Here is a 13,648-nt window from a genome sequence, read left to right on the forward strand (position 1 = left end):
CGGCCCGCAGCTTTCTTTGAACCAGCAAACCAACCGGAGAGGAGGGATCACATGTCTCGTCACGCAACACACCACCCAACCCCTGCCGCGCAACCAGCGCGCTTCGCCCTGCGCCCCATGGTGCTGGCCGTGCAACTGGCGGTTGTCGGCGCAGCCGCCAGCGGCTGGGCCGACCCTGCGCACGCGCAGGCGGCACCGGCGAGCCAGGCCAGCGCACGCAGCTACGACATTCCTGCCGGGCCGCTGAGTACGGTGCTGGTGCGCTTTTTGTCCGAATCGGGCGTGCTGCTGTCGGGCAGCACCGAACTCGCCAAGGGCAAGGACAGCCCCGGCGTGAAAGGCAACCGCACGCCCGGCGAGGCGCTGGCCGCCTTGCTGGCGGGCACGGGGCTGGAGGCGGTGCCTGACGGGCAGGGCCGGTACGTGCTGCGGCCCGCAGCGGCCAGGACGGAAAGCAGTGCTGCCAGCAGTTCTGCCGGGAGCCAGGCCACGGCCACGCTGACCGAGGTGCAGGTCACGGCGCAGGCGCTGGGTGACGGCACCACCGAAGGCACCGGTTCGTACACCACGCGCAGCACCAGCGCGGCCACCGGGCTGAACCTGTCGCTGCGCGACACGCCGCAGTCGGTGACGGTGGTCACGCGCCAGCGCATGGATGACCAGGCCATTGAGCGGGTGCAGGACGCCCTGGAAACCACGGCGGGCGTGTCGGTGGTTGCGGACGACGGGGCTCGCAACATGGTCTTTTCGCGCGGTTTCAGCGTCAGCAACTACCAGATCGACGGCGTGCCTGCGCAGAGCGGGTGGGTCGGGCTGGAAACCACCAGCACGGTGCTCTACGACCGTGTGGAAATGGTGCGTGGGCCGAGCGGCCTGCTCAACGGCATGGGGGATCCGTCAGCCAGCATCAACCTCGTGCGCAAGCGGGCCGACAGCGACCGGTTCACCGGCTCCGTGCAGGCCGAGCTGGGCTCCTGGAACCACCGCGCCGCCACCGCCGACCTGTCCACACCGCTGAATGCCAGCGGCACGGTGCGCGGGCGGCTGGTGGCCCACGCCGTGAACGAGAACTCCTACGTGGACCTGGAAGGCAAGAAGGCCACCGTGCTCTACGGCGTGGTGGAGGCCGACCTGACACCCCACACGCGCTTGAGCGTCGGCGCCAGCGGGCAGAGCGACAAGCGCTCCGGCGTGTCATGGAACGGACTGAACTATTGGTATGCCGACGGCACGCGCACGGACTGGCAGCGCTCGAAAACAGCCGCCGCCCGCTGGAATCGCTGGGACACCGGAGACCGCGCGGCTTTCGCCACGCTGGACCATGCACTGAGCAGCGGCTGGAAGCTGCGCGCCGACCTGAGTTACCGCAAGCACCACGAAGACTGGAAGCTGCTCTGGCTGGAGGGCTTGTCCGACCGTGCGACGGGCCTCGGGATGGAGCCGTGGGGCCGCATCTACAAATACGACCAGGCGCAGACGCAACTGAGCTTTTCGGCCAGCGGCCCCTTCCAGCTTTGGGGCCGCACGCATGAGTTGATGGTGGGATTGACCCACAACCGCGTGAAGTACGTAGCCTCGGCTGCGGATGCACCGGACTTTGCACCTGTCGGCAATTTCAACCTTTGGAATGGAATCTACCCAGAGCCCCTTTGGGGAGAGCTTTTTGTTGAGGGGACAATCGCAGAGCGGCAGACTGCTGCCTACGCGGCCACGCGTTTGCAATTGAGCGATGCGCTCAAACTGGTTCTGGGGGCACGGCTGGCCAACTGGACGTATGACTACGTGGCGGATTGGACGACTTTCAAAGACCGCCGCAACAACGTGCTGATTCCGTATGGCGGACTGGTGTATGACCTGAACAAGCAGGTCTCGGCCTACGCCTCGTACACCAAGATCTTCAAGCCGCAGTCATTCTCCCAGGATCGCAATGGCAACCGGCTGGAGCCCGTGGACGGAAGCGGCCTCGAAGTCGGCGTGAAGGGGGCGTTTCTGGATGGCCGGCTCAACGCGAGCGCGGCGGTGTTCCGCATCGAGCAGGACAAGCTGGCGGTGCCCGACGAGGGCTATCTCGTGCCGGGAACGGTCTTCCAGGCGATGCGGCCCGCGAAGGGGGCCAAGTCGCAAGGCGTTGAGCTGGAGGTGGCGGGCGAGGTGATACCGGGCTGGCACCTCGGCGCCGCATGGACCAAGTTCAGTGCGCGGGACGCGCAGGGCGAGAACGTCAATCCCGCACAGCCGCGCCAGCAATTCAAGCTCTTCACCAAGGTCCGGCTCGGCGGTGCGCTGGCGGGCCTGACCTTGGGAGGCGGCCTGGCTTGGCAGAGCACGGTGCCCTACTACCTGACCAACCCCGTCACCGGCCTGTCGGAGCACGTGGGGCAGCGCGCATATTCCGTGGTGGATTTGATGGCGCACTACCAGATCACCCCGAAGACCAGCGTGCAGTTCAACGTGAAGAACCTGTTCGACAAGAAGTACTACGGGTCATCGTCGTACGGCGTGCTGGTTTACGGCGCGCCGCGCAGCTTCAACGCCGCGCTGAAGTACCAGTTCTGACGCCGCGCGTCTGTCCGCCCGCAAGTGTTGGCCGGGGCCGCTGCGCATCGCCGCCGCCCTGCTGGGCGGCCTGTACGCGCTGGGCCTGCCGTTCCACGACGCCGAGCACCTGGCCGCCCTGCTGGGCCTGCTGCTGTACCTGGCGGCTTTTCTGTGGGCCTTTGCGGAGCGCAGCCTGTGGCGCGTTTGGGCTGTGCTGTGCGGCGGCGGGGCGCTGATGGCAGGGGCTGCCTCGCTGCTGCAGTCGCGGCTGGTGGGCTGAGGGCAGCGGCTTGATTACTACTGTATTGATAGCTTCAAGTGCTTACTGCATAAGCGCTGGAGGCCCATTTGATGCTTAAAACCGACCCACCCCCCAGCCTGCGTCAGTCCATGGCCTGGTCACACACCTGGTTCGGCCTGGTGCTGGGCTATGTGCTGATGGCCTGCTCAGAAAATAGTCGCCAATGCCCGGTTGCTGTTGCTCGTAGAAGGCGCGACCGTGCCGCAGGTCGTTCAGCGCCAGGCTCAGGACACGGATTCGCCTCATTCGCCGCGTAGCGTGTGCTTGGCCTGCGTCCAGTCGATGAATTGGGCCTGGCCGCAGGCCAGCGCTTCCTGCGCCGCATCCAGCGCCTGCCGATGCCAGGCGGGGGAGGGCAGCGCGTCGGCGTCTGCACTGAGGTCGTCCCACAGGGCTTCCATCAACTGCAGCTTTTCGGTGCGTGTGAGTTTGTCCAGGGTCAACATGGGCGGGCTCCCGTTTGGCCTATCGCGGTGCGGATGGCGGGCCACTCTAGCATGGCGGCGCGCGGTAGCGGTGCTGCCCCGGATCGAGGCCGCGCATGCGTGATGCCCTGCTGCTGGCGGCGCTGCTGGCCTGCACCCTGGGCCTGGCTGGCGCTGGCGATGGAGGCGCACTGGACGCAGGTGCGGCCCAGGACGCGGCTGGAACCCGGCCTGGAGCTGTTCCACGAGAGCGATGCGGGCCTGCGCACCACGGCGGCGCTGAACATCGACTTCGGCGAAACCGAGGCGGACGAGCGCAGCGTCACGCGCGATGGTGAAGCTGGTGTGGAACCTGGAGCACTAGCTCACACCCGCTCCAGGATGGCGGCGATGCCCTGCCCCACGCCAATGCACATGCTGCACAGCGCATAGCGCCCGCCCAGCGCGTGGAGCTGGTTCACCGCCGTGGTGGCCAGGCGAGCACCCGATGCGCCCAGCGGGTGGCCCAGGGCGATGGCGCCGCCCCACTGGTTCACGCGGCGGTCGTCGTCGGCCAGGCCCAGGTCGCGCAGCACGGCCAGGCCCTGGGCGGCGAAGGCTTCGTTGAGTTCGATCACGTCCATCTGGTCGAGCGTGAGGCCCGTGAGCGCCAGCACCTTGCGCACGGCGGGCGCGGGGCCAAAGCCCATGATGCGCGGGGCCACGCCCGCCACGGCCATGCCGACCACGCGGGCGCGGGGGGTGAGGCCGTACCGGGCGGCGCTCGCCTCGTCGGCCAGCAGCAGCGCGCAGGCGCCGTCGTTCACGCCGCTGGCGTTGCCTGCCGTCACGGTGCCGTCGGGGCGCACCACGCCCTTGAGCTTGGCCAGGGCTTCGAGGCTGGTCTCGCGCGGGTGCTCGTCCTGGTCCACGACGAGGGGGTCGCCCTTCTTCTGCGGGACGGTCACGGGCACGATCTCGCGCGCCAGGTGGCCCGCCTGCTGCGCGGCCACGGCCTTGCGCTGGCTCGCCAGGGCCATGCGGTCCTGCGCCTCGCGCTCGATCCTGAAATCGCCCGCCACGTTCTCGGCCGTCTCGGGCATGGAGTCCACGCCGTACTGCGCCTTCATGAGCTTGTTGACGAAGCGCCAGCCGATGGTGGTGTCATAGACCGCGTTGGCGCGGCTGAAGGCGCTTTCGGCTTTGGGCATGACGAAGGGGGCGCGGCTCATGCTCTCCACACCGCCCGCGATCATCAGGCCCGCCTCGCCTGCCTTGATCGCGCGCGCCGCAGATCCCACGGCGTCCAGCCCCGAGCCGCACAGGCGGTTGATGGTGGCGCCGGGCACGTCCATCGGCAGGCCCGCCAGCAAGGCCGACATGCGCGCCACGTTGCGATTGTCCTCGCCCGCCTGGTTGGCGCAGCCGTAGAGCACGTCGGCCACCGCCGCCCAATCCACGCCGGGGTTGCGCTCCATCAGCGCCCGGATGGGGATGGCGCCCAGGTCGTCGGTGCGCACGCTGGACAGGGCGCCGCCATAGCGGCCAAAGGGCGTGCGGATGGCGTCGCAGATGAAGGCATGGCGGCGGCTGGTCATGGCGGCGTCTCTCTGGATGAATGGCGGCGGGCATCTTAGGCGCACGGGCCGCGCGCAGCACGCTCTTTTGCGACACCGTGCTAGGCTTCGCGCCCTATGTTCAACCCCACCCAAGCCGACGTGCGCCGCTTTCTGTGCGGCGTGCATGCCAAGACGCAGAGCGGTGCGCCCATGGAAGCCATCGAGACCTTGGCAAGCCTGTGGATCGCCGAGCACCCCGAGTACCACGCCGACCTGTCCGACGCGGACGCGGCGGTGGCCCGCAACTACGAGGAGACGCCGGGCCGTACCAACCCCTTCCTGCACCTGTCCATGCACCTGTCGATCAGCGAGCAGTGCAGCATCGACCAGCCGCGCGGCATCCGCCAGGCGGTGGAGCTGCTGACCGCGCGCCTCGACTCGCTGCACGACGCGCACCACGCCGCCATGGACTGCCTGGGCCAGATGCTGTGGGAAAGCCAGCGCGCGGGCCGCCCACCCGACGGCGAGGCGTACATCGCCTGCGTGCAAAGACGGGCCACGCAGGATTGAGCAGGCGTAAAAAAACCCGCTGACTGCGGGTTTTTTGTTGGAGCCCCGCTCCTTACTTGGAGGCGGAACGGAAGCGCGATTGCGGCACCACGTGCAGGTCGCCATCCAGGCTGCTGATGTACCCCGCCAGGGCCTTCAGTTCGGCGTTGGTGAATTGCTTGGCCACGCCGCCCATGACGGCGTTGCTGCGGCCCACGTTGGCGTTCTTCTCGGCCTTGTAGGACTTCAGGGCCACGAACAGGTAGTCGGCGTGCTGGCCCGCGATCTTGGGGTAGGACGGGTCGATGGGCTTGGCGAAGTTGTCGCCGTGGCAGGACACGCAAGCGCCCTTTTGCAGCAGCGCGGCCACTTGCGCGCTGGGCTCGCGGGTGGGCTTGGGCGGCAGTTCGGCGCCGGTCTTGCCGTGCTGCTCGTAGTAGGCCGACACGTCGGCGATGTCCTGCTCGGTCAGCGACGCGGCGATGCCGCGCATGGTGGGGTGCTTGCGCTCGCCCTTCTGGTAGGCGGTGAGGGCGGCGGCGATGTACTTGGCGCTCTGCCCCGAGATCATGGGCACCTTGTGGACTTCCGGAAAGCTGGCCTGGTAGCCCGGAATGCCGTGGCAGCCGATGCACATGGCGATCTTTTGCTTGCCTGCTTCCACGTCGCCCTTGGCTTCCTGGGCATGGGAGACGGCGGTCACGGAAGCGACAGCCAGGGCAAATAGCGTGGTCAGCGTTTTAGTCATTTTGCGCGCACAATCTCGTGGAAGTTGTTCAGCTCTGGGCTCTGATTAACCGTCAATTATAGCCAGCGCCTGTCAAGCCCCCTTCTCCAACGATCCGTGATTTCCCCATGAAATTCCAAGGTTCCCAGAACTACGTCGCCACCCAGGACCTCATGCTCGCGGTGAACGCCGCCATCACGCTGCAGCGCCCGCTGCTCATCAAGGGCGAGCCCGGCACGGGCAAGACCATGCTGGCCGAGGAGGTCGCGCAGGCGCTCTCCATGCCGCTTTTGCAGTGGCACATCAAGAGCACCACCAAGGCGCAGCAGGGCCTGTACGAATACGACGCGGTGAGCCGCCTGCGCGACAGCCAGCTCAATGATGGCGACAGCGCCGAGCGCGTGAAGAACATCCGCAACTACATCGTGCAGGGCGTGCTGTGGCAGGCTTTCACGGCGGACCAGCCGGTGGCGCTGCTGATCGACGAGATCGACAAGGCCGACATCGAGTTCCCGAACGACCTGCTGCGCGAGATCGACCGCATGGAGTTCTACTGCTACGAGACGCGCGAACTGATCCGCGCCAAGCACCGCCCTCTCGTGTTCATCACCTCCAACAACGAGAAGGAGCTGCCCGACGCCTTCCTGCGCCGCTGCTTCTTCCACTTCATCAAGTTCCCCGATGCCGACACCATGCGGCAGATCGTGGGCGTTCACTTCCCCACGCTCAAGAGCGAGTTGCTCACGGTGGCGATGAAGACCTTCTACGACGTGCGCAACCTGCCCGGCCTCAAGAAGAAGCCCTCGACCAGCGAGTTGCTCGACTGGCTCAAGCTGCTGGTGGCCGAGGACATCCCCCTCGAAGCCCTGCAAAGCGCCGACAACAAGGTGGCCGTGCCGCCGCTGGTGGGCGCGCTGCTCAAGAACGAGCAGGACGTGAGCCTGTTCGAAAAGCTCGTCTTCATGAATCAGCGCAACCGCTGACATGGCCTTCACCCTGCCCGTCACACTGCGCGATCGCGGCGTGCGCCTGGAGCCGCTGGCGCTGGTACACGAGGCGGGTCTGCGCGAGGCCGCCGCCGATGGCGAGCTGTGGAAGATCCGCGTCACCTCCGTGCCCGAGCCGCAGGACACGCGCGCCTACATCGAGACTGCGCTGAAGATGCGCGATGAAGGCTCGCGCCTGGCCTTCGCCGTGGTTGATGACGCCAGCGGCGCCGTGCTGGGCACGACCAGCTACCACGACATCCTGCCCGCCGTGCGCCGCGTGGAGATCGGCTGGACGTGGTACGCAAAAAGCGTGCAGCGCACCCACGTCAACACCACGTGCAAACTGCTGATGATGGGCCACGCCTTCGACACGCTGCAGTGCCACGTGGTGGGCTGGCGCACGGACAACTTCAACTTTGCCAGCCAGCGCGCCATCGAGCGCCTGGGCGCGAAGAAGGACGGCGTGCTGCGCGGCCACGCGCTGCGCCGCGACGGCACGATCCGCGACACGGTGATGTACAGCATGCGCGCGGGCGAATGGCCCGAAGCCAAAGCGCATTTGCTATATCTTCAGGAGCTACATGCGCAGACTGCATAAGCGCTAGAGGCCAAAAACATGCTGATCGACTTCTTCTACGCCCTGCGCGCGGGCAAGCTGCCCGTGTCGGTGAAGGAATACCTCACGCTGCTCGAAGCGCTGCAGGCGGGCGTGGTCGGCCCGCGCTCCGACGATGCCTGGAGTCTGGACGACTTCTACAACCTCGCGCGCCTCACGCTGGTGAAGGACGAGAAGCACTACGACAAGTTCGACCGGGCCTTCGGCGCCTACTTCAAGGGCGTGGAGATGGTGGCCGACTTCACCAAGGAAATCCCTGCCGACTGGCTGCGCAAGATCCTGGAGAACGAGCTCACGCCCGAGCAGAAGGCCGCCATCGAGAAGATGGGCTGGGACGAGCTGATGGAGACGCTCAAAAAACGCCTGGAGGAGCAGAAGGAGCGCCACGAGGGCGGCAGCAAGTGGATCGGCACGGGCGGCACCAGCCCGTTCGGCCACGGCGGCTACAACCCGCAGGGCGTGCGCATCGGCGGGCAGGGCAAGAACAAGAGCGCCGTGAAGGTGTGGGAGCAGCGCGCCTACAAGGACTACGACGACCAGCAGGAGCTGGGCACGCGCAACATCAAGGTGGCGCTGCGCCGCCTGCGCAAGTTCGCGCGCGAGGGGCACGAGCTGGAGCTGGACCTGCCCGACACCATCCGCAGCACGGCCGCCAACGCGGGCTACCTGGACATCAAGATGGTGCCCGAGCGCCACAACAACGTGAAGGTGCTGCTGCTGATGGACGTGGGCGGCACGATGGACGAGCACATCCAGCGCGTCGAGGAGCTGTTCAGCGCCGTCAAGAGCGAGTTCAAGCACCTGGAGTTCTATTACTTCCACAACTGCGTCTATGACTTCATGTGGAAGAACAACCGCCGCCGCTTCGCCGAGAAGTTCCCGACCTGGGACATCATCCGCAAGTACAACAAGGACTACAAGCTGATCTTCGTGGGCGACGCGACCATGAGCCCCTACGAGATCCTGCAGCCCGGCGGCAGCGTGGAATACAACAACGAGGAGCCGGGCGCCGAATGGCTGCAGCGCCTCACGCACGCCTTCCCCAAGTTCGCGTGGATCAACCCCGAGCCCCAGGGCGTGTGGCAGTACCGCCAGAGCATCAGCATCATCCAGCAGATCATGGGCAACCGCATGTACCCGCTGTCGCTCAAGGGGCTGGAAGAAACCATGCGGCTGCTGTCCAAGTGAGCAAGTGAAGGCTGCTCCTGTTTCAGTAGCTGCCTGTGCCCGACTTATATGACTTTCATAGTGTTTTTTATCTGAAAGCATTGATCAGAGGGCGCTGTCAGCTATCGTTTTTGAAACACGAAACTGTCTGACACAAAAGAGGGTTCTTTTCGGGGCATAGTGGCGCCCGTGTTTTTCCGCACCTGCCCCGCATCCCCAACGCCGACACCGTGGTCGGCGTTGCTGCTTTTCGGCGCCGCCTGCCTTGTACAAGGGTGCAGCCTGCTGCCGCAGGCCAGCGCCGACAAGAGCGACGGCGAACAGCCCGCCGCCGAAGCCCGCGCCGCCCCATCGTTCGCCGTCGAGGTGCGCGCCCCCGACGCCGTGCGCGCCACGCTGGAGCGCCACCTGGAGCTGCAGCGCTTTCGCACCCTGCCCGACCTGAACGCCAGCGAGTTGCAGCGCCTGCTGGGCGCCGCCGACGCCAATGCGCGCGAGCTGCTGTGTACGCTGGGCTACTTCGCGCCCACCATCACGGTCGAGCTGACCGAGCCCCCCGCCGCCCTGCGCACCGTCGTCGTCACCGTGCAGCCCGGGCCGCAGACGCGGGTGGACAGCGTGGGCATCGGCTTCGCCACAGGCGCAGGCACAGCCCCCGCAGCCGAGGCCAGCGCCCAACAGCAGCAGCAAGTGCAAAGCGGCTGGACCCTCAGGCCCGGCCAGCCGTTCACCCAGTCGGCCTGGGACGCCGCCAAGTCCGGCGGACTGCGTGCGCTGCAGGCACACCGCCACCCCACGGCCCGCATCGCCAGCAGCCGTGCCGAGGTGGACGCCGACACGCACCAGGCCCGCCTGAGCGTCACCTACGAACCCGGCCCGGCCTACCATTTCGGGCCGCTGCGCGTGGTGGGCAGCGAGCGCTACGACGAGGGCGGCGCGCGGCGCCTCGCGCAGCTGCCCACCGGGGCCGTCTATGACGAGGCCGAGCTGCTCGACGCGCAGCTGCGCCTGGCCAGCAGCGGCTACTACGACGCGGTGTTCCTCACGCTCGACACCGAGGGCACGGACCCCGAGGCCGCGCCCGTGGTGGCCCAGGTGCGCGAGGCGCGGCTGCAAAAGCTGGTGTTCGGCCCGGGCTTTTCCACCGACAGCGGCGCGCGCCTGTCGCTGGAGCACATCCACAACCAGATACCGGGCCTGGGGTGGCGTGCGGTCAGCAAGCTGTCGCTGGACCGGGAGGCCAAGACCGCCAGCACCGAATGGACCGCCCTGCCCGACGACGGCGGCTGGCGCTGGTTCTCAGGCGGCCTGGTGCAGCGCGAATCCACGGGCGACTACGAGGTCCACAGCGGCCGCCTGCGCTGGGGCCGCAGCAAAAGTACCAAGCGCATCGACCGCAGCTACTTCCTGCAGTACGACTACGCCCACAGCCAGGGGCCCAGCGCCCCGCCGTCGAGCACGGCCCTGAGCGTGAACTACGGCTGGACGGGCCGCTACTTCGACAACCCCACCGCCCCCACGCGCGGCCACGGCCTGGCCGTGGAGCTGGGCCTGGGCACCACGCTGCGCCCCGCGCGCGACCCGTTCGTGCGCACGCTGGTGCGGTGGCAGACCTTCGTGCCCGCGGGCCGGGTGCAGGACGACGCAGGCCAGTCCCGCGGCGCCCGCGTGGCCATCCGCACCGAGGCGGGCGCGGTGTTCGCGCGCGACGGCGCCGATGTGCCGGTGACCCAGCTTTTCATCACCGGCGGCGACACCACCGTGCGCGGCTACGGCTACCGCAGCATCGGCGCGCGCACCCGCAACGGCCTGCTCTACGGCGGTCGCTATCTGGCCGTGGGCAGCGTCGAATGGCAGCGCCCCATCGTTTACAACGGCGCCATGACCGATTGGGAAAGCGCCCTGTTCATCGACGCGGGCGCCGTGGCCGACCGCGCGGGCGACCTCGACCCCCGCGTGGGCGTGGGCGCCGGGGTGCGCTGGCGCAGCCCCGTGGGGCCGCTGCAAGCCGACCTGGCCTATGGCGTGAAGACCCAAGAGGTGCGGCTGCACCTGCGGCTGGGGTTCAGCTTCTGATGCGCACAAGCCCCCGCGCCACGCGCCCCCCGTCGCCGGACTTCAGCGCCGGGGCATCGCCTCCCCAGCGCCCGCCCCGCCGCCGCCGCGCCCTGCGGGCGCTGGGCTGGCTGCTGGCCGCGCTGATCGTGCTGCTGGTCGCCGCTGCGACCGCCGCATGGTGGTGGGCGGGCGGCCAGACCTCGCTGGCCACGGCGCTGGCACGCGCGGCGCAGCACCTGCCCGCAGGGCAGCAGCTCGACAGCCGCGATGTCAGCGGCTCGCTGCGCGACGGCGGGCGCATAGGCTGGCTGCGCTGGAGCAGCCCGGCCCTGGTGGTGGAAGCACACGACATCACCCTGGGCTGGCAGCTCGCGCCCCTGCTGCGGCAGCGGCTGGAGCTGGGCGAGGTCCACGCCGCCCGCGTCCGCATCACGCCGCTGGACGCCGCGCCCAGCACGGGCCCCGCGATGCCGCCCACGCAACTGGCGCTGCCGCTGCAGGTGGGCGTGCCCTTCCGCGTGGACGAGATCGTGTGGGCAGGCGCCCCCGCCGTGCAAGCGCAGGGCCTGGCGGGCGACTACCGCTTCGACGGCCAGGTACACCGCCTGAACATCACCCGCCTGGCGCTGGCCCAGGGCCGCTACACGGCCCGCGCCACGCTGCAGGCGCAGCCGCCCCTGGCCCTGGATGCCACGTTGGACGGCGCCTTGGACGCCGCCGTCCCCGGCGGCGGCGCCAGCCTGCCCCTGAGCGCGCAGGCCACGCTGCAAGGCACGCTCGCCACCGCCGCCGCCCGGCTGCAGTTGCAGGCGCGGGTACACGCGGGCGACGCGGCCATGCAGTCCGACGTGCAGGCCACGCTCGCGCCCTGGGCGCCCCAGCCGCTCGAAGCCGCCAGCGCCGCATTGCGCGCCGTCAACCTGGCCGCGCTGTGGCCCCAGGCGCCCGCGACGCGGCTGCACGGCACGGTGCAGGCCGGGCCGGACGGCACGGGCTGGGCGCTGCAGGCCAACCTGCGCAACGAACTGGCCGGGCCGTGGGACAAGAACCGCCTGCCGCTGACCACCCTGCAGGCCCAGGCCCGCTACGACGGCGCGCGCTGGACCGTACACCAGGCCCAGGCCGCCACCAACAGCGGCGCGGCGACGCTGCAGGGCAGCTACACCCCTGCCACCGGCGCGCTGCAAGGCCAGGCCGATCTGCGCAACCTGCAGCCCGGCAGCCTGCACACCGCGCTGGCCGCCGCCCCGCTGGCGGGCCGCATCCACGCGCGCACGCAGGGGGATGCCGTGCGCTTCGATGCCGACATCCGCGCGGTCGCCGCCCCCACCCGCAACGCACCGCTGCGCATCAACGCCTTCATGGCGCAAGGCCAGTGGCAGCCAGCGCACCGCACCGTGCGGCTGGAGCGCCTGCTGCTGGACGCACTACAGGCCCGCGCCGAAGCCAGCGATGTGAACGTGGCGCTGGCCGACGGCGCCGTGCAGGGCCGGGTGGCGCTGTCCGTGCCGGGCGCCACCGCCCGCGCCCAGGGCAGCGCCGCGCCCGAGGCTGGTGCGGGCGACCTGCAGGTGCAATGGGCCGACGCCGCGGCCACCCAGCGCTGGCTGACCGGCCTGCCCTGGGTGGGCCGCGCCGCGCAGGACGCGCTGCAGGGCGCCGCCGCCACGGGCTCCGCGCAATTGAGCGCGCGCTGGAAGGGCGGCTGGCAGGCGCTGGCGCACCAGTTGAAAACCGCCAGCGCGGGCAAGAACGCCTTCGAGCTGCAGGCCACGCTGAACACCCCGCAGCTGGACCTGGCGCTGCCCGCGCCCCAGGCCGGGGGCAACCGGGGCACGGCGCTGCAACTGCGCGCGCTGAAGGCCGAGCTGTCCGGCACCGCCCAGCAGGCCGCGCTGTCGCTGGACGGCGAGCTGCGCCTGAACGCAGGCCAGCCGCAGCAGATGCAGCGGCTCGCCCTGCAAACCCGCGTGGGCGGCGGGCTGGCCGGGGCCGGGCAGTGGCAGGCGCAGATCCGCGAACTGCGCCTGCAGGCGCATGACGCCCAGCGGCCCGGCCCCTGGACGCTGCAACTGGCCGAGCCCGTGAGCGTCACGGCCCGCCGCAGCAGCGCCGAGGCGATCACGGTGCAGGCATCCGCTGGCCAGGCGCGCCTGACCGGCCCCGCGCCCGGCACCGTGGCGCTGCGCTGGCAGCCCGTGCGCGTGGTCACCGGCCCGGCGCTGCAGGTGCAGACCCAGGGCAGCCTGACCGGCCTGCCCATGGCCTGGGTCGATGCCCTGGGCATCGGCGGCACGCAAGGCCAGCCCCTGCTGGCGCGCATGGGCCTGGCCACCAGCATCGTGCTGGACGGCCAATGGAACGTGGACACCGCCAGCACGCCCGCGCGCGCCAGCGCCAGCCTGCGGCGCGCCAGCGGCGACCTGCGCATCCTGGCGGGCGACCCCACCGCCGTCACCGCCGTGCAAAGCAGCGGCCAGGGCGTGGGCGCGGGCGCCACGGCCCCCATCGCCACCGAAGCATCCGCCAGCCCATCCCTCGCGGGCGCACCGGCCGGCGTGCGGCAGGCCGAGGCCGCGCTGGAGCTGGAGGGCGAGGCCCTGCGCGCCCGTCTGGCGTGGGCCAGCGAACGCGCGGGTGAGATCGACGCCAGCGCCAGCACCCGGCTCGCGCTGGCGGGCCGCAGCCTGTCCGGCGCCGCCTGGCCCGCCGATGCGCCGCTGGCGGGCAGCCTCCGCGC

At 69.5% G+C, this 13,648-nt stretch carries 10 protein-coding genes and 1 pseudogene; 8 read left to right on the forward strand and 3 right to left on the reverse strand.

Going from position 1 to position 13,648, the window contains the following annotated elements; all coding sequences use genetic code 11:
• The first annotated feature begins 51 nt into the window (after positions 1–51).
• Entirely contained in the window at positions 52–2,556 is a 2,505-nt protein-coding gene (locus tag QM569_RS05435) for a TonB-dependent siderophore receptor (RefSeq protein WP_414986210.1), read from the forward strand.
• A 525-nt stretch (positions 2,557–3,081) separates the two neighbouring features.
• Here the strand turns inward: QM569_RS05435 and QM569_RS05440 are convergent.
• Complete coding sequence (locus QM569_RS05440) at positions 3,082–3,285, reverse strand: addiction module protein (protein ID WP_414986211.1); 204 nt, start codon at positions 3,283–3,285, stop codon at positions 3,082–3,084.
• 102 nt (positions 3,286–3,387) lie between these two features.
• On the opposite strand from QM569_RS05440, the gene QM569_RS05445 reads away from it, so the two are divergent.
• Positions 3,388–3,696 carry a hypothetical protein gene (locus QM569_RS05445; protein WP_414986212.1) on the forward strand — a complete coding sequence of 103 codons (309 nt, stop codon included), beginning with the start codon at positions 3,388–3,390 and terminating at the stop codon, positions 3,694–3,696.
• On the opposite strand, the gene pcaF is transcribed toward QM569_RS05445, so the two are convergent.
• Positions 3,630–4,841, reverse strand: a complete 1,212-nt coding sequence (pcaF, locus tag QM569_RS05450) for a 3-oxoadipyl-CoA thiolase (RefSeq protein WP_414986213.1) — start codon at positions 4,839–4,841, stop codon at positions 3,630–3,632. The genes QM569_RS05445 and pcaF overlap by 67 nt on opposite strands.
• Positions 4,842–4,937: 96 nt before the next feature.
• On the opposite strand from pcaF, the gene QM569_RS05455 reads away from it, so the two are divergent.
• Positions 4,938–5,372 carry a DUF1841 family protein gene (locus QM569_RS05455; RefSeq protein WP_414986214.1) on the forward strand — a complete coding sequence of 145 codons (435 nt, stop codon included), beginning with the start codon at positions 4,938–4,940 and terminating at the stop codon, positions 5,370–5,372.
• Between the two features lie 52 nt (positions 5,373–5,424).
• On the opposite strand, the gene QM569_RS05460 is transcribed toward QM569_RS05455, so the two are convergent.
• The gene (locus QM569_RS05460; RefSeq protein WP_414986215.1) at positions 5,425–6,099 is read right to left on the reverse strand and encodes a c-type cytochrome; all 675 of its coding nucleotides are present in this window, start codon (positions 6,097–6,099) and stop codon (positions 5,425–5,427) included.
• A 107-nt stretch (positions 6,100–6,206) separates the two neighbouring features.
• Here QM569_RS05460 and QM569_RS05465 point away from each other — a divergent pair, with 107 nt between their 5' ends.
• From QM569_RS05465 to QM569_RS05485, 5 genes and pseudogenes are all read left to right on the forward strand, one after another.
• Positions 6,207–7,061, forward strand: a complete 855-nt coding sequence (locus tag QM569_RS05465; protein ID WP_414986216.1) for an AAA family ATPase — start codon at positions 6,207–6,209, stop codon at positions 7,059–7,061.
• Position 7,062: 1 nt separating this feature from the next.
• Positions 7,063–7,665 (forward strand): GNAT family N-acetyltransferase, encoded by a 603-nt coding sequence (locus tag QM569_RS05470; protein ID WP_414986217.1) that lies wholly within the window; start codon positions 7,063–7,065, stop codon positions 7,663–7,665.
• Positions 7,666–7,683: 18 nt separating this feature from the next.
• The gene (locus tag QM569_RS05475; RefSeq protein ID WP_414986218.1) at positions 7,684–8,871 is read left to right on the forward strand and encodes a vWA domain-containing protein; all 1,188 of its coding nucleotides are present in this window, start codon (positions 7,684–7,686) and stop codon (positions 8,869–8,871) included.
• Between the two features lie 168 nt (positions 8,872–9,039).
• Positions 9,040–10,926 carry an autotransporter assembly complex protein TamA gene (locus QM569_RS05480; protein ID WP_414986219.1) on the forward strand — a complete coding sequence of 629 codons (1,887 nt, stop codon included), beginning with the start codon at positions 9,040–9,042 and terminating at the stop codon, positions 10,924–10,926.
• Positions 10,926–13,648 (forward strand): annotated as a pseudogene (locus tag QM569_RS05485) (DUF490 domain-containing protein); the annotation flags it as partial. The gene QM569_RS05480 and the pseudogene QM569_RS05485, both read left to right, overlap by 1 nt.

The sequence above is a fragment of the Acidovorax sp. genome (genome assembly GCF_047607405.1).
Classification (GTDB): domain Bacteria; phylum Pseudomonadota; class Gammaproteobacteria; order Burkholderiales; family Burkholderiaceae_C; genus Acidovorax.

What these genes read in the sequence shown, in the direction of transcription:
- QM569_RS05435 (WP_414986210.1), top strand. Translation starts at nt 52, where the DNA reads ATGTCTCGTCACGCAACACACCACCCAACCCCTGCCGCGCAACCAGCG.
- QM569_RS05475 (WP_414986218.1), top strand. Translation starts at nt 7,684, where the DNA reads ATGCTGATCGACTTCTTCTACGCCCTGCGCGCGGGCAAGCTGCCCGTG.
- QM569_RS05465 (WP_414986216.1), top strand. Translation starts at nt 6,207, where the DNA reads ATGAAATTCCAAGGTTCCCAGAACTACGTCGCCACCCAGGACCTCATG.
- QM569_RS05455 (WP_414986214.1), top strand. Translation starts at nt 4,938, where the DNA reads ATGTTCAACCCCACCCAAGCCGACGTGCGCCGCTTTCTGTGCGGCGTG.
- QM569_RS05460 (WP_414986215.1), bottom strand. Translation starts at nt 6,099, where the DNA reads ATGACTAAAACGCTGACCACGCTATTTGCCCTGGCTGTCGCTTCCGTG.
- QM569_RS05445 (WP_414986212.1), top strand. Translation starts at nt 3,388, where the DNA reads ATGCCCTGCTGCTGGCGGCGCTGCTGGCCTGCACCCTGGGCCTGGCTG.
- pcaF (WP_414986213.1), bottom strand. Translation starts at nt 4,841, where the DNA reads ATGACCAGCCGCCGCCATGCCTTCATCTGCGACGCCATCCGCACGCCC.
- QM569_RS05440 (WP_414986211.1), bottom strand. Translation starts at nt 3,285, where the DNA reads ATGTTGACCCTGGACAAACTCACACGCACCGAAAAGCTGCAGTTGATG.
- QM569_RS05470 (WP_414986217.1), top strand. Translation starts at nt 7,063, where the DNA reads ATGGCCTTCACCCTGCCCGTCACACTGCGCGATCGCGGCGTGCGCCTG.